This is a genomic window from Streptomyces sp. NPDC039424 (genome assembly GCF_055639495.1).
In genome coordinates, this window is the sequence record NZ_JBVKAI010000004.1 from 122896 (window position 1) to 141930 (window position 19035).

General features: G+C 70.2%; 21 protein-coding genes. 15 read left to right on the plus strand and 6 right to left on the minus strand.

Going from position 1 to position 19035, the window contains the following annotated elements:
• Nucleotides 1-82 precede the first annotated feature (82 nt).
• Nucleotides 83-1489 (plus strand): FAD-binding oxidoreductase, encoded by a 1407-nt coding sequence (locus ACZ7L0_RS11855; RefSeq protein ID WP_471242737.1) that lies wholly within the window; start codon nt 83-85, stop codon nt 1487-1489.
• Between the two features lie 28 nt (nt 1490-1517).
• On the opposite strand, the gene ACZ7L0_RS11860 is transcribed toward ACZ7L0_RS11855, so the two are convergent.
• Nucleotides 1518-1931, minus strand: a complete 414-nt coding sequence (locus ACZ7L0_RS11860) for an SsgA family sporulation/cell division regulator (RefSeq protein ID WP_471242298.1) — start codon at nt 1929-1931, stop codon at nt 1518-1520.
• A gap of 233 nt (nt 1932-2164) precedes the next feature.
• On the opposite strand from ACZ7L0_RS11860, the gene ACZ7L0_RS11865 reads away from it, so the two are divergent.
• A complete protein-coding gene (locus tag ACZ7L0_RS11865) occupies nt 2165-3652 on the plus strand; it encodes an RDD family protein (RefSeq protein WP_471242299.1) in 1488 nt (495 codons plus the stop codon).
• A gap of 103 nt (nt 3653-3755) precedes the next feature.
• Nucleotides 3756-4460: an RDD family protein gene (locus ACZ7L0_RS11870; protein ID WP_471242300.1), complete on the plus strand. Its 705-nt coding sequence runs from the start codon at nt 3756-3758 to the stop codon at nt 4458-4460.
• A 28-nt stretch (nt 4461-4488) separates the two neighbouring features.
• Here the strand turns inward: ACZ7L0_RS11870 and ACZ7L0_RS11875 are convergent, their stop codons facing one another.
• Entirely contained in the window at nt 4489-4773 is a 285-nt protein-coding gene (locus ACZ7L0_RS11875) for a hypothetical protein (RefSeq protein ID WP_471242301.1), read from the minus strand.
• A 405-nt stretch (nt 4774-5178) separates the two neighbouring features.
• Between ACZ7L0_RS11875 and ACZ7L0_RS11880 the strand changes: the two genes are divergently transcribed.
• Together ACZ7L0_RS11880 and ACZ7L0_RS11885 are read left to right on the plus strand one after the other, a co-directional pair.
• Complete coding sequence (locus tag ACZ7L0_RS11880) at nt 5179-7533, plus strand: immune inhibitor A domain-containing protein (protein WP_471242302.1); 2355 nt, start codon at nt 5179-5181, stop codon at nt 7531-7533.
• A gap of 121 nt (nt 7534-7654) precedes the next feature.
• Nucleotides 7655-7996: a hypothetical protein gene (locus tag ACZ7L0_RS11885; RefSeq protein WP_471242303.1), complete on the plus strand. Its 342-nt coding sequence runs from the start codon at nt 7655-7657 to the stop codon at nt 7994-7996.
• A 23-nt stretch (nt 7997-8019) separates the two neighbouring features.
• Here ACZ7L0_RS11885 and ACZ7L0_RS11890 read toward each other — a convergent pair whose 3' ends face one another.
• Together ACZ7L0_RS11890 and ACZ7L0_RS11895 are read right to left on the minus strand one after the other, a co-directional pair.
• Entirely contained in the window at nt 8020-8607 is a 588-nt protein-coding gene (locus ACZ7L0_RS11890) for a nicotinamidase (protein WP_471242304.1), read from the minus strand.
• Nucleotides 8608-8751: 144 nt separating this feature from the next.
• Nucleotides 8752-10098, minus strand: coding sequence for a nicotinate phosphoribosyltransferase (locus tag ACZ7L0_RS11895; RefSeq protein WP_471242305.1), 1347 nt, complete (start codon nt 10096-10098; stop codon nt 8752-8754).
• Between the two features lie 57 nt (nt 10099-10155).
• Between ACZ7L0_RS11895 and clpS the strand changes: the two genes are divergently transcribed.
• The 8 genes from clpS to ACZ7L0_RS11935 all read left to right on the plus strand — a co-directional run bounded on the left by clpS (nt 10156) and on the right by ACZ7L0_RS11935 (nt 15621).
• A complete protein-coding gene (gene clpS, locus ACZ7L0_RS11900) occupies nt 10156-10473 on the plus strand; it encodes an ATP-dependent Clp protease adapter ClpS (protein WP_142152253.1) in 318 nt (105 codons plus the stop codon).
• A gap of 12 nt (nt 10474-10485) precedes the next feature.
• Nucleotides 10486-11091 (plus strand): DUF2017 domain-containing protein, encoded by a 606-nt coding sequence (locus ACZ7L0_RS11905; protein ID WP_471242306.1) that lies wholly within the window; start codon nt 10486-10488, stop codon nt 11089-11091.
• A gap of 318 nt (nt 11092-11409) precedes the next feature.
• Nucleotides 11410-12837, plus strand: coding sequence for an amino acid permease (locus tag ACZ7L0_RS11910; RefSeq protein WP_471242307.1), 1428 nt, complete (start codon nt 11410-11412; stop codon nt 12835-12837).
• A 133-nt stretch (nt 12838-12970) separates the two neighbouring features.
• Entirely contained in the window at nt 12971-13393 is a 423-nt protein-coding gene (locus ACZ7L0_RS11915; protein WP_471242308.1) for a M67 family metallopeptidase, read from the plus strand.
• A gap of 79 nt (nt 13394-13472) precedes the next feature.
• A complete protein-coding gene (locus tag ACZ7L0_RS11920) occupies nt 13473-13568 on the plus strand; it encodes a putative leader peptide (RefSeq protein ID WP_350896351.1) in 96 nt (31 codons plus the stop codon).
• Between the two features lie 110 nt (nt 13569-13678).
• The gene (locus tag ACZ7L0_RS11925; protein ID WP_471242309.1) at nt 13679-13957 is read left to right on the plus strand and encodes a MoaD/ThiS family protein; all 279 of its coding nucleotides are present in this window, start codon (nt 13679-13681) and stop codon (nt 13955-13957) included.
• 17 nt (nt 13958-13974) lie between these two features.
• Entirely contained in the window at nt 13975-14925 is a 951-nt protein-coding gene (locus ACZ7L0_RS11930; RefSeq protein ID WP_471242310.1) for a PLP-dependent cysteine synthase family protein, read from the plus strand.
• 186 nt (nt 14926-15111) lie between these two features.
• The gene (locus ACZ7L0_RS11935) at nt 15112-15621 is read left to right on the plus strand and encodes a hypothetical protein (RefSeq protein ID WP_471242311.1); all 510 of its coding nucleotides are present in this window, start codon (nt 15112-15114) and stop codon (nt 15619-15621) included.
• 13 nt (nt 15622-15634) lie between these two features.
• On the opposite strand, the gene ACZ7L0_RS11940 is transcribed toward ACZ7L0_RS11935, so the two are convergent.
• On the minus strand, nt 15635-16093 hold the full coding sequence (locus ACZ7L0_RS11940) for a type II toxin-antitoxin system PemK/MazF family toxin (protein ID WP_471242312.1): 459 nt from the start codon (nt 16091-16093) through the stop codon (nt 15635-15637).
• A 259-nt stretch (nt 16094-16352) separates the two neighbouring features.
• Here ACZ7L0_RS11940 and ACZ7L0_RS11945 point away from each other — a divergent pair, with 259 nt between their 5' ends.
• Nucleotides 16353-17105, plus strand: coding sequence for an MBL fold metallo-hydrolase (locus ACZ7L0_RS11945; RefSeq protein ID WP_471242313.1), 753 nt, complete (start codon nt 16353-16355; stop codon nt 17103-17105).
• A gap of 71 nt (nt 17106-17176) precedes the next feature.
• Here ACZ7L0_RS11945 and ACZ7L0_RS11950 read toward each other — a convergent pair whose 3' ends face one another.
• Nucleotides 17177-18442 carry a PTS transporter subunit EIIC gene (locus ACZ7L0_RS11950; protein ID WP_471242314.1) on the minus strand — a complete coding sequence of 422 codons (1266 nt, stop codon included), beginning with the start codon at nt 18440-18442 and terminating at the stop codon, nt 17177-17179.
• Between the two features lie 320 nt (nt 18443-18762).
• On the opposite strand from ACZ7L0_RS11950, the gene ACZ7L0_RS11955 reads away from it, so the two are divergent.
• Complete coding sequence (locus ACZ7L0_RS11955; protein ID WP_143638465.1) at nt 18763-18996, plus strand: PTS sugar transporter subunit IIB; 234 nt, start codon at nt 18763-18765, stop codon at nt 18994-18996.
• Nucleotides 18997-19035: the final 39 nt, after the last annotated feature.

Genomic DNA, 19035 nt, shown 5'->3' on the forward strand with positions numbered 1-19035 from the left:
GTGCGTCAATATGACCACCACATCCGGGTGGCCCAAGGGTGCCGTGGACGGGGTTCACACCGATGGCCCCGGGTGCGACGCTGTGATCATGAGCCGCATCGAAGCGCCGCGCGACGAAGCCCAGGGCAACCTCACCGACCGGCTCCTGACGGGCCTGCCGGCCGGGTCGGTCCTCACCGATCCCGTCATCACCGCCTCCTACGCCAACGACATGGCGAGCTTCTGCCCGGCCGGCACCCCGGCCGTGGTGGTGCTCCCGCGCACGGTCGAGGAGGTCCAGCACGTCATGCGCACCGCCTCCGAGCTGCGTGTCCCGGTCGTCCCGCAGGGCGCCCGCACCGGCCTGTCCGGCGCGGCCAACGCCTCCGACGGCTGCATCGTGCTGTCCCTGACCCGGATGGACCGCATCCTGGAGATCAACCCGGTGGACCGCGTCGCGGTCGTCGAACCGGGCGTCGTCAACGCCGTCCTCTCCCGCGCCGTCGAGGAGCACGGCCTGTACTACCCGCCGGACCCCTCCAGCTGGGAGACGTGCACCATCGGCGGCAACATCGGCACGGCCTCCGGCGGACTGTGCTGTGTGAAGTACGGGGTCACGGCCGAGTACGTCCTCGGCCTGGACGTCGTCCTCGCCGACGGCCGCCTGATGTCCACCGGCCGCCGTACGGCCAAGGGCGTCGCGGGCTACGACCTGACCCGCCTGTTCGTCGGCTCCGAGGGCTCGCTCGGCATCGTCGTACGAGCCGTCCTCGCCCTCAAGCCGAAGCCGCCCCAGCAGCTGGTGCTGGCCGCCGAGTTCGCCTCCGCCGCCGACGCCTGCGACGCCGTGTGCCGGATCATGGCGGGCGGCCATGTGCCGTCCCTCCTCGAACTGATGGACCGTACAACCGTTAAGGCGGTCAACGACCTCGCCCGGATGGGCCTGCCGGAGACGACCGAGGCGCTGCTGCTCGCCGCCTTCGACACCCCGGACCCGGCCGCCGACCTGGCCGCCCTCGGGGTGCTGTGCGAGGCCGCGGGCGCCACCCAGGTGGTCCCCGCCGAGGACGCCGCCGAGTCCGAACTCCTCCTCCAGGCCCGCCGGATGTCCCTCGTCGCACTGGAGGCGGTCAAGGGCACCACGATGATCGACGACGTGTGCGTGCCCCGGTCCCGGCTCGCCGAGATGCTGGCGGGCGTCGAACGGATCGCGGAGAAGTACCGCCTCACCATCGGTGTGTGCGCCCACGCCGGCGACGGCAACACCCACCCGACCGTGTGCTTCGACGCCCAGGACCCCGACGAGTCCCGCCGGGCCCGCGAGTCCTTCGACGAGATCATGGCCCTCGGCCTGGAACTCGGCGGCACCATCACCGGCGAGCACGGCGTCGGTGTCCTGAAGAAGGAGTGGCTGGCCCGCGAGGTCGGCCCGGTGGGCCTGGAGATGCAGCGCGCGGTCAAGCACGTGTTCGACCCGCTGGGCATCCTCAACCCCGGCAAGCTGTTCTGACGCCCCGTCCGCCGAGGACACACCGAGGTCACCGGGCGAGCAGCTGATCGAGCGCGTCGTCGATCCCGAGCCGCTCGCCCTCACCCCCCGGAGGCACCACGCGCAGCGTGCGCTCCAGCCAGGCGGACAACTGCGCGGCCGGCGCCTCCAGCAGGGCCTCACCGTCGGGTGAACTCAGCGCCAGCAGGACGACGCTGCGCCCCTCCACCTTCGTCGGCCACACGCGGACGTCCCCCTGTCCGCTCGGCCGGAACACCCCCTCCACCAGCAGGTCGCGGGAGAACGTCCAGTTCACGGGCTGTTCGGAGGTGACGTGGAAGGCGATGTGGACGGCGCACGGGTCGTCCGAGCGGTAGCTGAGCAGGGCCGGGACCGGGACGCTGCGCTGGGGTGACAGGACGAGCCGCAGTTCCAGCTCGCGTTCCACCACGGTGTGCTGCATGACGTGCGGTTCCTCTCTCGTCGGGGCCGCTGGGAGTGGGCCCGTACGAGGTGGGAGGCGGTGCGGGCACGGGCATTACGCGGATCCGGCGAACTTTTCTCCGGCTCTGTGAAGGCGTACCACGAGGTCGCCCGTAAAGGGGTGGGTCCGGCGGGACTGGCGGTGGGGGTTGCGCGGGTCTGATAGATGTGGAGGCCCCCAGACGACCCCCGAGCAGATACGGGACGACGGACATGAGCGCCCCAACCCCGGCCCCCGGTGACGACAGGCCCCGCGAGGGCTACTACCCGGACCCGTCCATCCCCGGCTACGTCAGGTACTGGAACGGCGCCGCCTGGGTGCCGGGCACCAGCCGGCCCGCGCCGAAGGACGGTGAACCGCTCGCCCCGCCGCCCGGATCCGGCCCGCCGCAGACCCCGGCGTCGGCCCCGCCGTCGGTCGAGGAGACCGGCCCGCACTTCTTCGACGAGGACCCGCCCGCCGGCGGCCCGGCCGGGCCCGCGTCGGCGTGGGGCGCCGACCGGGGCCGGCAGTCCGGCTTCGGCGGCGACCAGGACCGGCGCGTCTCCTGGGGCGCTGATCCGCGCGTGCCCGCCGACTCCCCGGCCCAGCCGGACGGCCACGCCGCACGCACCGACGGCACGGCGACGATCCCGCCCGCCGACCCGGGCTCCGGCGACGGCGCGGGCGGCGGCACGTTCGTCTTCCGGCGCCCGACGGGCGCCTCCGGCGGTGCGGCGGACGACGGCACGATGACGTTCCGGCCGGTGTCCCCGCGCAGCCCCGGCTCCGGGCAAGGGGCGGACGGCTCCGGTGCGGCCGGCTTCGGGGTGCAGGGCCCGGTCGGTGCGGCCGGAGCCTCCTCGGGTCCCGGCTTCGGCGCCGGGAAGGCCGCGGCGGCCCGGGCGGCAGCCCAGGGGCAGGCGCAGGTTCCCGGACAGGCGCAGGCCCCCGGACAGGCGCAGGCACCGGGACAGGTCCAGGTTCCCGCCCAGGCCCAGGGGAGCGCCCCGGTCCACGGCCAGGCAGGCCCCCAGGCCTCCGCGTCCCCGCCGGCCCCCTCCGTCCCCGCGCAGGCCGCCGCCCCCGTCGCCACCCCGATGGCCGGCGGCGTCGGCGGCGGGCAGTCCTCCTGGGCGCAGCAGGTGCACCGGCTCGCGGGCGGCGACGACCAGCCCGTGACGCCGTGGAAGCCTCCGGTGGAGGACCCCTTCCAGGCAGTGGTCCGGCGCCAGGCGGCGGCGCGGCCCGCGGGCGTCGGCAAGCGGCTGGCCGCCCGCCTGGTCGACACGCTGGTCCTGGCCGCGGTCACCGCCGCGGCGGCCCTGCCGCTGGGCTCCAGGGCCGTCGACCACGTCCAGGAGAAGATCGACGCGGCCAAGCTGTCCGGCCGTACCGTCACCGTCTGGCTGATCGACGGCACCACGGGCGCCTACCTCGGCATCGTCCTCGCCGTGCTGCTCCTCGCCGGGGTCCTGTTCGAGGTGCTGCCCACCGCCAAGTGGGGCCGCACGCTGGGCAAGAAGCTGTGCGGCATCGAGGTGCGGGACATCGAGGCGCACGAGCCGCCGACCTTCGGCGCGGCCCTGCGCCGCTGGCTGGTCTACAGCGTCCCCGGTCTGCTCGGCATCGGCGTCGTCGGCGTCGCCTGGTGCCTGTTCGACCGGCCGTGGCACCAGTGCTGGCACGACAAGGCGGCGCACACCTTCGTGGCGGGCTAGGGCCTGTCCGGATCCGCCGGACACCTCTGGCCTGCTCTCACCGCGTACTCCGGACGGCCGTCCGCCGGGTGCGGAGCCGGGGCGTTCGCGATCCACTCGGGCCATGAGCAGCGAACCGCCCCCCGGCTCCGGACAGCAGCCCCCGGAGGACGACCCGTTCAAGAAGCAGCCCCCGTCGGGCCCGGGACCGGGCTCGCCGTACGACACCCCCTCCGGCGGGTACGGCGGTGGTGAACAGCCCCCCTCCGGCGGCGGTCAGCAGCCTCCCTGGAGCGGCGGTCAACAGCCCCCGTACGGCGGCGGTCCGCAGTCCCCGTACGGCGGTCAGGCCCCGCCCTACGGCGGCGACCCGCTCGCCGGTATGCCCCCGCTCGCGGACAGCGGCAAACGCACCCTGGCCCGCATCATCGACATGATCCTGGTGGGCATCGTCGTGTGGCTGCTCACCTGGGCCATGAACGTGCGCGAGTACCAGATGAGCGGCGACCGGGTCGAGGTCGGCAAGTCCTTCGCGCAGTCGCTCATCGCCGCCGTGCTCTACGTCGCCTACGACACCATCATGATCGCCAAGTCCGGTCAGACCCTCGGCAAGAAGTGGCTGCGGATGCGGGTGGCCAACCTGAACGACGGCGCCACGCCCGCCACGCAGACCTCGCTGGTCCGGGCCCTGGTGCTGTGGCTGCCGTTCGCCTTCTGCTGCGCCTGCATCTGGACCGCGATCTGCGGCGGCTGGAGCTTCTTCGACAAGCCCTACAAGCAGGGCCTGCACGACAAGGCCGCGAAGACGGTGGTGGTCAGCACCGGTTGACGGCCCGAGTAACCGAGGGCCGGGGGAGTCAGGGAGCGGTGGGTTCCCGTACCGCCTCGACCGCGGCGGCCACCGGCTGCCGCTGGACGGGCACCCGCTGCTCGGCCACCGGGGTCTCGGCCGGTGCCTGTGCCGTGCGCGGCCCGGGCAGGGGGACCGTCATCGCGACCAGGAGCCCCAGGGCGAGCGCCGCGAGGGCGATGACCGCGATCCCGAGGCCCGAACTCGTCTGTGACAGCAGCAGCATGGCGAGCGTCGAGAAGATCACGGTGCAGGAACCGTAGGCGAGCTGTGCGGCGGTCGGACGAGGCATGGCAATCGTGTCCTCGGAAGAATTGGGGGTGAGACGGGACGCCGGCCTATGTTTCCGCCGACTTCCGGGCGTTCCACCATTCGACTCTATTCGCCTGCATGCCCGAGTGGAACGGCCGGTAAGCGTGACCTAACCCACGGTACCGGAGCACAGGGGGCGCACGGAGTCATGGGGTCCAGCAAGTGGACGGACTCGCGCGCCCGTTGAGCGCGACTCCAGGTGTTCGGTAAAGCGGACGGCGGGTCCGCATAGTGCACTTGACCTGTTCAAGTCAAGGTCTGTCTTTTCTCTTAAACCTCTAGTCAAATGTCGTCACTTGACTACACGCGTTGATCAGGCGCGCACGGACCCCTCCATGACCAGGACCCTCCTTTCCGTGTGCGCGGGCGCGGGGGAGGAACTCAAGTGACCAGCAGAACCTGGACGTTCAGAGCGGCCGCGATCGGCGTCGCGCTCGCGGCGGCCTCCGCCACCTTCTCGACCTTCGCCATCGCGGAGGCGAGCACCACGGCCAAGTCGGCAGCCGCCAACCGGCACGACCCGGCTCCGGTGAAGCAGCAGAAGCACGACCTCGACGGCCCGCTGAGCAAGACCCAGGAGGCCCAGCGCCAGGAGGCCCTCAACCAGGTCATATCCGGCGAGGCCAAGGTCAAGGACCGCAATGGCTCGCAGGTCGTCCAGCTCAAGAGCAAGAAGGGCGACAGCAAGTACGTCGAGCTCGGCCGCGAGAAGACCGACAAGATCTTCACGATCCTGGTCGAGTTCGGCGACCAGACCGACCCGAAGTACGGCGGCACCGCGGGCCCGCTGCACAACAAGATCGCCGCGCCGGACCGCAAGAAGGACAACTCGACGGCCTGGCAGAAGGACTACAACCGCAAGCACTACCAGGACCTCTACTTCGGCACCGGCAAGAACGTCGAGTCGATGAAGAAGTTCTACGAGAAGGAGTCCTCCGGCCGCTACTCGGTCGACGGCCAGGTCGCGGACTGGGTCAAGGTCCCCTACAACGAGGCCCGTTACGGCAACAACGCCTGCGGCTCCACCAACTGCCCGAGCGTGTGGAACGTCGTCAGTGACGGCGTGACCTCCTGGGTCGCCCAGCAGAAGGCGGCCGGCAGGTCCGACGCGGCCATCAAGGCGGACCTGGCGAAGTTCGACCAGTGGGACCGCTACGACTTCGACGGCGACGGCAACTTCAACGAGCCCGACGGCTACATCGACCACTTCCAGATCGTGCACGCCGGTGAGGACGAGTCCGCGGGCGGCGGCGTCCAGGGCACCGACGCGATCTGGGCCCACCGCTGGTACGCCTTCGGCACCGACGCCGGCGCCACCGGCCCGGACGACAACAAGCTGGGCGGCACGCAGATCGGCGACACCGGCATCTGGGTCGGCGACTACACCATCCAGCCGGAGAACGGCGGCCTGGGCGTCTTCGCCCACGAGTACGGCCACGACCTCGGTCTGCCGGACCACTACGACACCACCGGCAACGGTGACAACTCCACCGGCTTCTGGACCCTGATGTCCTCCGGCTCGTGGCTCGGCCGGGGCAAGGACTCCATCGGCGACCTGCCGGGCGACTTCAGCGCCTGGGACAAGCTGCAGCTCGGCTGGCTCAACTACGACACCGCCAAGGCCGGCAAGCAGTCCACGCACAAGCTGGGCGTCGCCGAGTACAACACCTGGGACAAGCAGGCCCTCGTGGTCAGCCTGCCGGACAAGGCGGTCACCACCACCGTCGTGACCCCGGCGCAGGGCTCGACCCAGTGGTGGAGCGGCAGCGGTGACGACCTCAAGAACACGCTGACCCGTTCCGTCGACCTCACCGGCAAGTCCTCGGCCACGCTGAGCCTGGACGGCTACTACGACATCGAGGCCAACTACGACTTCCTCTACACGGAGGTCTCGACCGACGGCGGCGCCAACTGGACCGCTGTCGACGGCACGGTGGACGGTCAGCCCATCCCGCACGACGCCAGCGACAAGCCGGCCCTGACCGGCACGGTCGACGGCTACAAGAAGCTGTCGTACTCCCTGGACGCCTACGCGGGCAAGAAGATCGACGTCCGCTTCCGCTACCAGACCGACGGCGGCGTGGCCCAGAAGGGCTTCGCGGCCGACGAGATCACGCTGACCGCGGACGGCGCGACCGTCTTCGCCGACAACGCCGAGAGCGCGGACGCGGCTTGGACGGCCAACGGCTTCTCCCGTATCGGCGCGTCCTTCACCAAGGACTACGCGCAGTACTACATCGCCGAGAACCGCCAGTACGTGTCGTACGACAAGACCCTCAAGGTCGGCCCGTACAACTTCGGCTTCTCGACGACCCGTCCGGACTGGGTGGAGCACTACCCGTACCAGAACGGTCTGCTGATCTGGAAGTGGGACACCTCCCAGGCGGACAACAACACCAGCGTCCACCCGGGCGTCGGCCTGGTCCTCCCGGTCGACTCGCACCCGAAGGCGCTGAAGTGGTCCAACGGGACGGCGATGCGCACCCGTATCCAGTCCTACGACTCCCCGTTCAGCCTGTACGCCACCGACGGCATCACGCTGCACAACGCGGACGTCGTGACGAAGATCAAGTCGTCGAAGGGTGTGCCGGTCTTCAACGACCACAGCAGCACCTACTACGACTCCTCGATCCCGACCGCCGGTGTCAAGATCACTGACACCAACACCAAGATCAAGATCGTCAAGGAGGCCAAGGACGGCTCCACGATCAAGCTCCAGGTCGGCCCCGCGGTGAAGTAGTCTGCATTTCCGCAGGTCAGAAGCGTATCGGCGGCAGCCCCTTGGCGGGTTGCCGCCGATCGTGTTTAGGTGCGTCCTGTGGCTCTCTTATTGACACCGACCGAAACGGGGATGTGACCGCATGGCCGCAGGAGGTTTCTGCAAGCTGCCGAACGGCACGGTGGTGGTGGCGCTGAACCTGCCCCGCCCCGCCGCCGACGCCCCCGGCGGCGTGCGCGTGCTGGTCCACGCCCAAAACCGCGCCCGCGCCCTGACCAGGCTGCGCAACCTGGGCATGCGCGCGGTCTACCTGCGGGGCAACGCGGCCCCGCCGACCCCGGACGAGATCACGGCGGTCCTGCACCATCCGGACGGCCTGATATGGCGCACCGCGCCCGACAACGGGGTCATCTCCCCCGAACTGGCGACGGAGCTGTGGCATCCGATCAGGGCGCTGCTGAGGAGGCCGGCGACACCGGCGTGACCCGTCGGGCGCCCCGCCGGGCGCTATGCGACGACGGGCTTGCCCGAGAGTTCCACCCCGGCGTTGCGCATCTCCTCCAGCGCCCGCTCCGTGGTCTCGGCGGCCACCCCGGCGGTCAGGTCGAGGAGGACCTGCGTACGGAAGCCCTCGCGCACCGCGTCCAGCGCGGTGGCCCGTACGCAGTGGTCGGTGGCTATGCCCACCACGTCGACCTCGTCGATCCGCCGGGTCCGCAGCCAGTCGGCGAGGCCCACGCCGTTCTCGTCCGCGCCCTCGAACCCGCTGTACGCCGCCGCGTACGCCCCCTTGTCGAAGACGGTGTCGATCGCGCCCGAGGCGACGGCGGGCGCGAAGTTCGGGTGGAAGCCCACGCCCTCGGTGCCGGCGACGCAGTGCGCGGGCCAGGAGCGGACGAAGTCGGGGTTGTCGGCGAAGTGGCCGCCGGGCGCGATGTGGTGGTCGCGGGTGGCCACCACGTGCCGGTACCCGGCGGGGGCCTGCCCGATCAGCTCCGTGATGGCGGCGGCCACATCGGCACCCCCGGCCACCGCGAGGCTGCCCCCCTCGCAGAAGTCGTTCTGCACGTCTACGACGATCAAGGCGCGGCGCATGGTCGGTGTCCTTCGGTGTGGGATCTCGAGTGGTGAAGGGGGTGCGGGGCCCGGCCGTGAACTTCCGAGCCTAGAGACTTCACGCCGGGCGCGGGAGGGGGCACGCCCCGCGCGTGGATGCGATGGCCGTTTCGGGGATGTGGGCTAGCTACCCGGTCGCCCCGGGAGGTACTCCGTCGGAATCACCGGTTCCCCGCGGGAGAGCTGGGTCGCGGAGAGGGGGAGGTTGGCACGGGCCGCCGCGTGGCGGTCGCGGACGGCGTCCAGGGGTTCGCGGGCGACTATCTCGCCGCCCTTGACCAGCTGGACGAGGAGCTGCCGGTCGGCGAGCTCGGCCGGTACCGCGCCCGTGCCGATGACCTCGGCCTCGGCCACGCCGTGCGCGTCGAGCCGCCGCGCGGCCCACTTGCGGCCGCCGACGGAGGTCTTGCCGCCGGACGACTTCTTCGCCACCGGCAGCAGCGGCGCCTTCGGGTCGTCGGACTCGGAGCGGGCGACCAGTTTGTAGACCATGGAGGCGGTCGGGTGCCCGGAGCCGGTCACCAGCTGGGTGCCGACGCCGTACGCGTCCACCGGTGCCGCCGCCAGCGAGGCGATGGCGTACTCGTCCAGGTCCGAGGTCACGATGATCTTCGTGTCGGTCGCCCCCAGCTCGTCCAGCTGCTGCCGCACCCGGTGGGCGACCAGCAGCAGGTCACCGGAGTCGATGCGCACGGCGCCCAGCTCGGACCCGGCGACCTCTACGGCCGTCCGGACCGCCTCGGCGACGTCGTAGGTGTCCACGAGCAGGGTGGTGCCCCGGCCCAGCGAGGCGACCTGGGCCTGGAAGGCGTCCCGCTCGCGGTCGTGCAGCAGGGTGAAGGCGTGGGCGGAGGTGCCGACGGTCGGGATGTTGTAGCGGAAGCCCGCGGCGAGGTCGGAGGTGGAGGCGAAGCCGCCGACGTACGCGGCCCGGGAGGCGGCGACGGCGGCCAGCTCGTGGGTGCGGCGGGCGCCCATCTCGATCAGCGGCCGGTCGCCGGCGGCCGAGGTCATCCGGGAGGCGGCCGCGGCGATGGCGGAGTCGTGGTTGAGGATCGACAGGATCACCGTCTCCAGCAGCACGCACTCGGCGAAGGAGCCCTCGACCCGCATCAGCGGCGAGCCGGGGAAGTACATCTCGCCCTCGGGGTAGCCCCAGATGTCACCGGAGAAGCGGTAGCCCGCGAGCCAGCGCAGGGTCTCCTCGTCGACGATCCGCCGCTCGCGCAGGAAGCCGAGGACGCCCGCGTCGAACCGGAAGTTCTCCACGGCGTCCAGCACCCGGCCGACACCCGCCAGCACGCCGTACCGGCGGCCCTCCGGCAGCCGCCGGGTGAAGACCTCGAACACGCTCCGCCGTCCGGCGGTACCCGCCTTCAGGGCGGCCTGCAGCATGGTCAGCTCGTACTGGTCGGTGAAGAGCGCCGTCGAGGGAACATCCACCGGCAGCCCAAGGTCCGCTGTGTTCATGGCAGTGGATCGTACTCCTATCTCGTCAGTGTGACGATTTCTGGGCCGCGTGGCAGCATGGGCCATGTGACGTCACCCGCGCCCGTAGAGATCGAACGCACCGAGTCGGCGGAGGAGGTCTTCGCCGTACCCGAGCCCGACGTCCCGTGGGTCACGATCGTCCACAACGACCCGGTCAACCTCATGAGCTATGTGACGTACGTCTTCCAGACGTACTTCGGGTACTCCAAGGACAAGGCCACCAAGCTCATGCTCGACGTCCACCACAAGGGCCGGGCGGTCGTCTCCAGCGGCAGCCGCGAGGAGATGGAACGCGACGTGCAGGCGATGCACGGCTACGGTCTGTGGGCCACCCTCCAGCAGGACCGGAAGTAGCGAATCCCCTTCATGCCCGGAACCTTCGAACCGCTCCCCGGCGGCGGCGCGGCCGTCGCGCTCGACGACGTCGAGATCTCCATCATCCGGTCGCTGGCCGTCCAGCTGCTGGAACTCATCGGCCCCGGCCCCGGCGAGGACGCCCCCGACGACCCGCTCGCCGAGCTGTTCGCCGAGGGGCCGAGCGAGCCGCCCGCCGACCCGGTGCTCAAGCGCCTCTTCCCGGACGCCTACTGCGACCCGGAGGGGGACCCGTCCTCGCCGAAGGCCGCCGAGGAGCGGCGGGCGCACTCCGCCGAGTTCCGCCGTTTCACCGAGAACGACCTGCGGGCCGGCAAGCGGGACAACGCGCTCGCGGTGATCCGCTCCCTGGACGCGCTGGCGGCCGTCGGCGAGGGCGGGGCGGTGCTCAAGCTGGCCCCCGACGAGTCCCGGCAGTGGCTGGGCGCCCTCAACGACCTGCGGCTGGCGATCGGGTCCCGGCTGGAGATCGCCGACGAGGACGACACCGATCTGCTCTACCGGCTCCCGGACGAGGACCCGCGCAAGCCGATGGTGATGGCCTATCTGTGGCTGGGCGGGCTGCAGGAGACGCTCGTCTCGACCCTGATGCCCTGATTTCACCGGTTATGACGTTCGCTCAGCGGACGCTCAAATCCGGATAACGATCGCGTTACCGTTGCGGCCGGTTTTGCCGCATTCGGGCGCTCTTTGTCCACTTTTCCCTGTGGGCTGCGCCACATCCCGCCTCTGTGATCAATATTGCGGCCGTGATAAATCTTCACGACCGCCCGGCGAACACCACCCACGTTCGACCGGGTGCGCCACCAGCCGGCAACCGCCGGCCAGGCACAACTCCATCAATCCGGGGGGATCGAAACCCGATCCGAGGCCGACGAAAGGCCCGGGTCGGCATGGAGAAAGGCGCACCACACCATGACCTCTTCGAAGGTCACCGAGGCCACCGAAGCCCCGGAAGAGGGCTACGAGCGCGGGCTCGGCAGTCGTCAGGTCCAGATGATCGCGATCGGCGGCGCCATCGGCGTCGGCCTCTTCCTCAACGCCGGGGCGAACATCGCCAAGGCGGGACCCAGCCTCATCCTGATGTACGCCCTGGCGGGCGTGATCATCTTCTTCATCATGCGGGCGCTCGGCGAGCTGCTCCTGTACCGCCCGGTCTCGGGCTCCTTCGCGGAGTACTCGCGCGAGTTCCTCGGCCCGTTCTTCGGCTACTTCACCGCCTGGACGTACTGGCTGATGTGGGTCGTCACCGGCATGGCGGAACTGACCGCCGCCGCGATCTACGTCAACTACTGGTTCCCGTCCATCCCGCAGTGGGTGTCGGCCCTGGTCTTCCTGGTCGTCCTGTTCGTGGCCAACCTGATCTCGGTGAAGGTGTTCGGCGAGATCGAGTTCTGGGCCTCGATGATCAAGGTCACCGCCCTCATCGGCATGATCGTCATCGGCCTGGGCGTGCTCACCTTCGGCTTCAGCGCCGCCGGTGACACCGCCTCCGTCGCCAACCTCTGGCAGTTCGACGGCTTCTTCCCCAAGGGCGTCGGCTCGTCCCTGATGACCCTCCAGGGCGTGATGTTCGCCTACCTCGCCGTCGAGCTGGTCGGCGTCACCGCCGGTGAGTCGGAGAACCCGGAGAAGACCCTCCCCAAGGCGATCAACACCCTGCCCTGGCGCATCGCGCTGTTCTACGTCGGCGCCCTCACCGTCATCCTCTGCGTGGTGAAGTGGACCGAGTTCGCGGCGGGCGTCAGCCCCTTCGTGAAGGCCTTCGCGATGATCGGCATCCCGGCCGGCGCGGGCATCGTCAACTTCGTCGTCCTCACCGCCGCCCTGTCCTCCTGCAACTCCGGCATGTACTCCACGGGCCGCATGCTGCGCACCCTCGCGGACAACGGCGAAGCCCCGCGCGCCTTCACCAAGCTGTCGGCCTCCAAGACCCCGGCGCTCGGCATCACCGTCTCCGTCGCCTTCATGGGCATCGGCGTGGTGCTGAACTACGTCGTCCCGGAGAAGGCCTTCGGCTACGTCACCTCCGTCGCCACCGCGGCCGGCATCTGGACCTGGCTGATGATCCTGGTCAGCCACGTCCTCTACCGCCGCGCGGTCGACGCGGGCCGGCTGCCCGCCTCCTCCTTCCCGGCGCCGGGCGGCGCGGTGTGCAGCTGGATCGCCATCGTCTTCCTGCTCTTCGTCACCGGTCTGATCGCCTACGACGCCGACTCCCGGGTCTGCCTGTACGTGATGGCCGGCTGGTCGGCCGCCCTCGGCATCGGCTGGCTGGTGCTGAAGGCCCGGAACCCGCAGGTCGCCGAGCGGCGCGAGCCGGAGCTGGAGAAGGTCGGCTGACCTCACCGAAGGACGTCCCGCCGCAGGGAGCACTCGTGGCGCCCCCTGCGGCAGCCGCTCAGGACGTCCGGCATGTGGGCCACCCCGTACCGCCCCTCGGTACGGGGTGGCCCCTTTGCTTATCCTGACGCACATGCTGACCCTCACCCAGGCCCTCTACGACCGGATCGTCGCCCACGCGCGCGAGGACCACCCCGACGAGGCGTGCGGCGTGGTCGCGGGCCCGGTGGGCTCCGGCCGCCCCGAGCGCTTCATCCCGATGCTGAACGCGGCCCGCTCGCCCACGTTCTACGAGTTCGACTCCGGCGACCTGCTCAAGCTCTACCGCGAGATGGACGACCGCGACGAGGAGCCGGTGATCATCTACCACTCCCACACGGCGACGGAGGCCTACCCGTCGCGCACCGACATCTCCTACGCCAACGAGCCGGGCGCGCACTACGTACTGGTCTCGACGGCGGACACGGACGGCGCGGGGGAGTTCCAGTTCCGCTCGTTCCGCATCGTGGAGGGCGAGGTCACGGAGGAAGAGGTCAAGGTCGTCGAAGCGTACTGATCCCGCAGTTCGGTCAGAATTCATCCACGATGCGAGATCACATTCCGGGACCCGGACCGGGAATCGATACGATGAGCCCATGGTTCTGAACGACGTGAGCGACAAGACGCCGAGCGTGCTGCTCGTGGCGCGGCTGCACGTCGATCTGTGCAGGCTGAACAGCGCCATCTGTTGACGTTCCCTGCCGCCGTACGGCCGTGCCGCGGCGCTCCCCCGGTGCCAGAGCCCGGGGGACCCCCATCGCGCGCCCACCGACCAGACACTTCCCGACAGGAGCCCGCCACCATGGCCATCGAGGTCCGCATCCCGACCATCCTCCGCCAGTACACCGACGGCCAGAAGGCGGTGGAGGGCAACGGGGACACCCTCGCCGAGCTCTTCGCCGACCTCGAGACCCGGCACGCCGGCATCCAGGGCCGCATCGTCGACGGAGGCGAGCTGCGCCGCTTCGTCAACGTCTACCTCAACGACGAGGACGTCCGCTTCCTCGACGGCATCTCCACCAAGCTGTCCGACGGCGACAACGTGACGATCCTGCCCGCCGTCGCCGGCGGCATGGCCTGATCGGCCTCTGATCCCCGATGCGCTACGACTCCCCGCTGGCCGCGGTGGGCAACACCCCGCTGGTGCGCCTGCCGCGGCTCTCGCCGTCCCCCGAGGTCCGTATCTGGGCCAAGCTGGAGGACCGTAACCCCACGGGTTCGGTCAAGGACCGTCCCGCGCTGCACATGATCGAGCAGGCGGAGAAGGACGGCCGCCTGACCCCCGGTTGCACCATCCTGGAGCCGACCTCCGGCAACACCGGCATCTCCCTCGCCATGGCGGCCAAGCTCAAGGGCTACCGCATGGTGTGCGTGATGCCGGAGAACACCTCGCAGGAACGCCGGGAACTGCTCGGCATGTGGGGCGCGGAGATCATCCCCTCCCCGGCGGCGGGCGGCTCCAACACCGCCGTACGCGTCGCCAAGGAGCTGGCCGCCGAGCACCCGGACTGGGTGATGCTCTACCAGTACGGCAACCCGGACAATGCGGGCGCCCACTACGCCACCACCGGACCGGAGATCCTCGCCGACCTCCCCTCCGTCACCCACTTCGTCGCGGGTCTGGGCACCACCGGCACCCTGATGGGCGTCGGCCGCTATCTGCGCGAGCACAAGCCGGACGTGAAGATCGTCGCCGCCGAACCGCGCTACGACGACCTGGTGTACGGGCTGCGCAACCTCGACGAGGGCTTCGTACCGGAGCTCTACGACGCCTCCGTCCTCACCACCCGCTTCTCCGTCGGCTCGGCCGACGCGGTCACCCGCACCCGTGAACTCCTGCAGCAGGAGGGCATCTTCGCGGGGGTCTCCACCGGCGCCGCCCTGCACGCGGCGATCGGCGTCGGCAAGAAGGCGGTCAAGGCCGGGGAGAGCGCCGACATCGTCTTCGTCGTGGCCGACGGCGGCTGGAAGTACCTCTCGACCGGCGTCTACACGGCGGCCACCACGGAGGAGGCCATCGAGACGCTGCAGGGCCAGCTCTGGGCATAGAGCTCATCAACCACTCGCCGGCCCCCTCCTATGAGGGGGCTGAGCGCTGTCCGCGGCTCCTCGCACACCGACCCGGCCGTGACGACCGGCCGACGCACCGCCGCCGAACCCCGGGGGGATCCGGATACGCGGGTGGTACGTCACATCTGCACCAGGTCCGGTCACCGCGGAAAGGGCGGACATCCCATGCGCCGTACTACGTTCCGTCGCGCCACCCTCGCCGCCACCGCGGCAGCGGCACTGCTGCTCGCGGGCTGCGGCTCGCAGGACGGGGGAGGGGAGGCCGGGAGCGGGTCGGTGTCACCGGCTCCGAGCGACTCGGCGTCCCAGAGCACGTCACCGTCGGCCTCACCGTCCTCGTCCCCGACCGGGTCCGCCGGGTCCTGCGCCCCCCGCACCCAGCTCGACGCCTCCGACGACGGCCGTACCGTCTGCCTCGCCAAGGGCCAGGTGGTCCGGCTCACCCTGGACGGCACCAAGGAGCGGCCCTGGAAGCAGGTCACCGCCGACGGCGGCGCGGTGAAGGCCGTCAACCCGGGCTTCGTCATCCAGCCGGGTGACGCCGTCGCCGCGTTCGAGGCGGTCGCACCCGGCACGGTGCGCCTGACCTCGTCCCGGCCGCTGTGCGCGAGCAGCCCCGGCCAGGTGTCCTGCAAGGGCATCCAGGGCTGGACGGTCACCGTGCGGGTCGGCTGAGGCAGCCGCCCGCTCAGCCCGCCAAGTGCCGCACCTGGTCCCACAGGACCGGGTCCACCACGCCCACCCGCCGCCGGAACTCCCACACCGGTACGTGCCGCAGCTCGTCCGTCTCCAGGAAGCTGGGCCGTCCGTGCGCGTCCCCGACCGAGCCCGGCGGGAGCGGGATCACCCCGGAGCGTGTGTCGTGGTACTTGCTGGTGATCTTCGCGACGGTCGCCCGGTTGCCGCGCACCGTCAGCACCAGGCAGGGCCGGTCCTTGCCGCCGGGTCCGTCCTCGTAGGGGACGTTGGCCCACCAGATGTCCCCCGGGTGCGGCCGGGGCGGCTGCCCGTGGAGCCCCTCGGGGCGGCCCGGCGGGCGGGTCCTGCGGCCCGGCGGACGGTGCCCCCGCCCCCAGCCGTCGACGAGCGTGGCGACCAGCGCGAGCAGTACCACCGCCGCGAGCGCGAGCCACCAGGACGTGTCCATACGGATGACGTTACCGGCGCGCGATTCCCAATGCGCGCCCTCTTGTAAGCCCTATGCGCCCTGGGTCCAGCCGAACCGGTGACACCACAGGTGAGTTCGCCCACAACGGCCCCTGGCGGAGGAGCGACCGGCGCTTTTGCGCCTTACGCTCGACAAACCGCACGACTTGCGTCAGGCCCCTTTTCTCCCCCTCCCGTTTCCCGTCCCCCTTCGCTCTTCCGGTCCTTCCGGTGTTCCCGCCAACGGAGGTTTCTGCTTCATGAAGCTCACCGTCGTCGGCTGCTCGGGCTCGTTTCCGTCCGCGGACTCGGCCTGCTCGAGCTACCTCGTCGAGGCCGACGGCTTCCGGCTGCTGCTCGACATGGGCAACGGCGCCCTTGGCGAGCTGCAGCGACACTGCGGTCTCTACGACCTCGACGCGATCTTCCTCAGCCATCTGCACGCCGATCACTGCATCGACATGTGCGCGTACTTCGTGGCGCGCTACTACCGGCACGACGGCGGCCGCTGCGATCCGCTCCCGGTCTACGGACCCGAGGGCACGGAACACCGGCTGACCACCGCCTACGCCGACACCCCCACCGCCTCCTCCATGAGCGAGGTCTTCGACTTCCACACGGTCAAGCCGTCCACCTTCGAGATCGGCCCGTTCACCGTGCACACCGAGAAGGTGCGCCACCCCGTGGAGGCGTACGGCATCCGCATCGAGCACGGCGGGAAGTCCCTGACGTACTCCGGCGACACGGGCGTCAGCGAGGCGCTCGACGCGCTGGCCCGGGACACCGACCTGTTCCTGTGCGAGGCCGCGTTCACGCACGGCAAGGAGAACATCCCCGACCTGCACCTCAACGGCCGCGAGGCAGGCGAGACGGCGGCCCGCGCGGGCGCCCGCCGCCTGGTCCTCACCCACATCCCGCCGTGGACCGACCCCCAGGTCAACCTGGCCGACGCGCGCGCGGTCTTCGACGGTCCGGTGGAGCTGGCGGTGCCGAGGGTGTCGTACGAGATCTGAACCCCCCGTACACACGCGACGGCCCCGGAACACCTCGGTTCCGGGGCCGTCGCGTGTATGCGGGGGCGGGCTTACTTGGCCTCCGCCTTCTGCAGCTCCGCCAGTTCCTCGTCGGACTCGCGGCCCGGTGTCGGCAGGTTGAACCTGATGATCGCGAAGCGGAAGACCGTGTAGTAGACCACCGCGAAGCACAGGCCCACCAGGACCAGCCCCCACGGGTTGGTCGCGATGCCCAGGTTCAGCCCGAAGTCGACCACGCCCGCCGAGAAGCCGAAGCCGTCCTTCATGCCCAGGGCCCAGGTCAGCGCCAGCGAAACACCGGTGAGCACCGCGTGGATGGCGTACAGGACCGGCGCGATGAACATGAAGGTGAACTCGATCGGCTCGGTCACACCGGTCACGAAGGACGTCAGCGCGATCGAGAACATCATGCCGCCGACCACCTTGCGGCGCTCCGGACGGGCGCAGTGCACGATCGCCAGACAGGCCGCCGGGAGACCGAACATCATGATCGGGAAGAAGCCGGTCATGAACTGGCCCGCGCTCGGGTCACCGGCCAGGAAGCGCGCGATGTCGCCGCTCTTGCCGTGGTAGTCGCCCGCCTGGAACCACGGGAACGAGTTCAGCAGGTGGTGCATGCCGATCGGGATCAGCGCACGGTTGGCCACGCCGAAGATACCGGCGCCGACCGCGCCCGACTTCACCAGCCACTCACCGAAGTTGTGCAGCCCCGTGCCCAGGACCGGCCAGATGTAGCCGAAGACGATGCCGATGACCAGACCCGCGAACGCCGACAGGATGGGGACCAGGCGCCGGCCGCCGAAGAAGCCCGCCCAGTCCGGCAGCTTGGTGCGGTAGAAGCGCTGGTAGAGCAGGGCGACCACGAGGCCCATCACCACACCGCCGAGGACCTTGGCGTCCACCGGCGCGTCGACCATGACGACCTTGCCGTCGACGGCCGTCGCCACCTTCGGCAGGTTCTTGTCGGTGAACGTGCCCAGCACGTTCTTGAAGACCAGGTAGCCGACGACCGCCGCGAGCGCCGTCGAGCCGTCCGACTTCTTGGCGAAGCCGATGGCGATGCCCACCGCGAACAGCAGTGCCATGTTGTCGAGGATCGCGTTTCCGCCGGCGGCCATGAAGCCCGCGATCTTCGTCAGGAACGTGGGGAAGGACGGGCGTCCCAGCATGTCGGTGTTGCCGAGGCGCACCAGGAGGGCGGCGGCGGGAAGGACCGCCACCGGCAGCATCAGGCTGCGGCCGATGCGCTGCAGAACAGCCATCGCGCCGGCACCCTTCTTCTTCTCGGCCGCGGGAGCGGCGCTGGCCGTGGTCACAACTTCCTCCAAGTGGGCATGGCGCCGCCCCGGGCGTGGGGAGGGAGGACGGCGGCGTCTCTGGTCTACACCACTCACTGGTGTAGACCTGTTGTAGCAGATGAAGTCCGCATAAGGAACCCACGATTCCCGTTGCCCTGCCGCCGTCTGTCGGGCTTGGCGACCTTCGGTCAGCTGGTGTAGACCAGTCGACATACGGTTCGGTTCCGCTGTCGCGATCGCCATCATTCGGTACATCCGCTATGAAGGCGAGCGAAGTCGAGCCAACTGTGATTACCGCGACAAAGCGGTTCGGATCAGGGACTTCAGGGAGACGCAACATGGCCAGCAAGGCTGAGAAGATCGTCGCCGGGCTCGGCGGCATCGACAACATCGAGGAGATCGAGGGCTGCATCACCCGGCTCCGCACCGAGGTCGCCGACCCCTCGCTGGTCGACGACACCGCCCTGAAGGCCGCCGGCGCCCATGGCGTCGTCAAGATGGGCACCGCCATCCAGGTCGTCATCGGCACCGACGCCGACCCGATCGCCGCGGAGATCGAAGACATGATGTGAGCGCGACCGCTCACCCTTGAGGGGCTCTTCCCGAGGCGG

What these genes read in the sequence shown, in the direction of transcription:
- ACZ7L0_RS11870 (WP_471242300.1), top strand. Translation starts at nt 3,756, where the DNA reads ATGAGCAGCGAACCGCCCCCCGGCTCCGGACAGCAGCCCCCGGAGGAC.
- ACZ7L0_RS11905 (WP_471242306.1), top strand. Translation starts at nt 10,486, where the DNA reads ATGCCCGGAACCTTCGAACCGCTCCCCGGCGGCGGCGCGGCCGTCGCG.
- ACZ7L0_RS11955 (WP_143638465.1), top strand. Translation starts at nt 18,763, where the DNA reads ATGGCCAGCAAGGCTGAGAAGATCGTCGCCGGGCTCGGCGGCATCGAC.
- clpS (WP_142152253.1), top strand. Translation starts at nt 10,156, where the DNA reads ATGGGCCATGTGACGTCACCCGCGCCCGTAGAGATCGAACGCACCGAG.
- ACZ7L0_RS11920 (WP_350896351.1), top strand. Translation starts at nt 13,473, where the DNA reads ATGGTTCTGAACGACGTGAGCGACAAGACGCCGAGCGTGCTGCTCGTG.
- ACZ7L0_RS11865 (WP_471242299.1), top strand. Translation starts at nt 2,165, where the DNA reads ATGAGCGCCCCAACCCCGGCCCCCGGTGACGACAGGCCCCGCGAGGGC.
- ACZ7L0_RS11860 (WP_471242298.1), bottom strand. Translation starts at nt 1,931, where the DNA reads ATGCAGCACACCGTGGTGGAACGCGAGCTGGAACTGCGGCTCGTCCTG.
- ACZ7L0_RS11885 (WP_471242303.1), top strand. Translation starts at nt 7,655, where the DNA reads ATGGCCGCAGGAGGTTTCTGCAAGCTGCCGAACGGCACGGTGGTGGTG.
- ACZ7L0_RS11890 (WP_471242304.1), bottom strand. Translation starts at nt 8,607, where the DNA reads ATGCGCCGCGCCTTGATCGTCGTAGACGTGCAGAACGACTTCTGCGAG.
- ACZ7L0_RS11930 (WP_471242310.1), top strand. Translation starts at nt 13,975, where the DNA reads ATGCGCTACGACTCCCCGCTGGCCGCGGTGGGCAACACCCCGCTGGTG.
- ACZ7L0_RS11915 (WP_471242308.1), top strand. Translation starts at nt 12,971, where the DNA reads ATGCTGACCCTCACCCAGGCCCTCTACGACCGGATCGTCGCCCACGCG.
- ACZ7L0_RS11940 (WP_471242312.1), bottom strand. Translation starts at nt 16,093, where the DNA reads ATGGACACGTCCTGGTGGCTCGCGCTCGCGGCGGTGGTACTGCTCGCG.
- ACZ7L0_RS11945 (WP_471242313.1), top strand. Translation starts at nt 16,353, where the DNA reads ATGAAGCTCACCGTCGTCGGCTGCTCGGGCTCGTTTCCGTCCGCGGAC.
- ACZ7L0_RS11895 (WP_471242305.1), bottom strand. Translation starts at nt 10,098, where the DNA reads ATGAACACAGCGGACCTTGGGCTGCCGGTGGATGTTCCCTCGACGGCG.
- ACZ7L0_RS11935 (WP_471242311.1), top strand. Translation starts at nt 15,112, where the DNA reads ATGCGCCGTACTACGTTCCGTCGCGCCACCCTCGCCGCCACCGCGGCA.
- ACZ7L0_RS11910 (WP_471242307.1), top strand. Translation starts at nt 11,410, where the DNA reads ATGACCTCTTCGAAGGTCACCGAGGCCACCGAAGCCCCGGAAGAGGGC.
- ACZ7L0_RS11925 (WP_471242309.1), top strand. Translation starts at nt 13,679, where the DNA reads ATGGCCATCGAGGTCCGCATCCCGACCATCCTCCGCCAGTACACCGAC.
- ACZ7L0_RS11875 (WP_471242301.1), bottom strand. Translation starts at nt 4,773, where the DNA reads ATGCCTCGTCCGACCGCCGCACAGCTCGCCTACGGTTCCTGCACCGTG.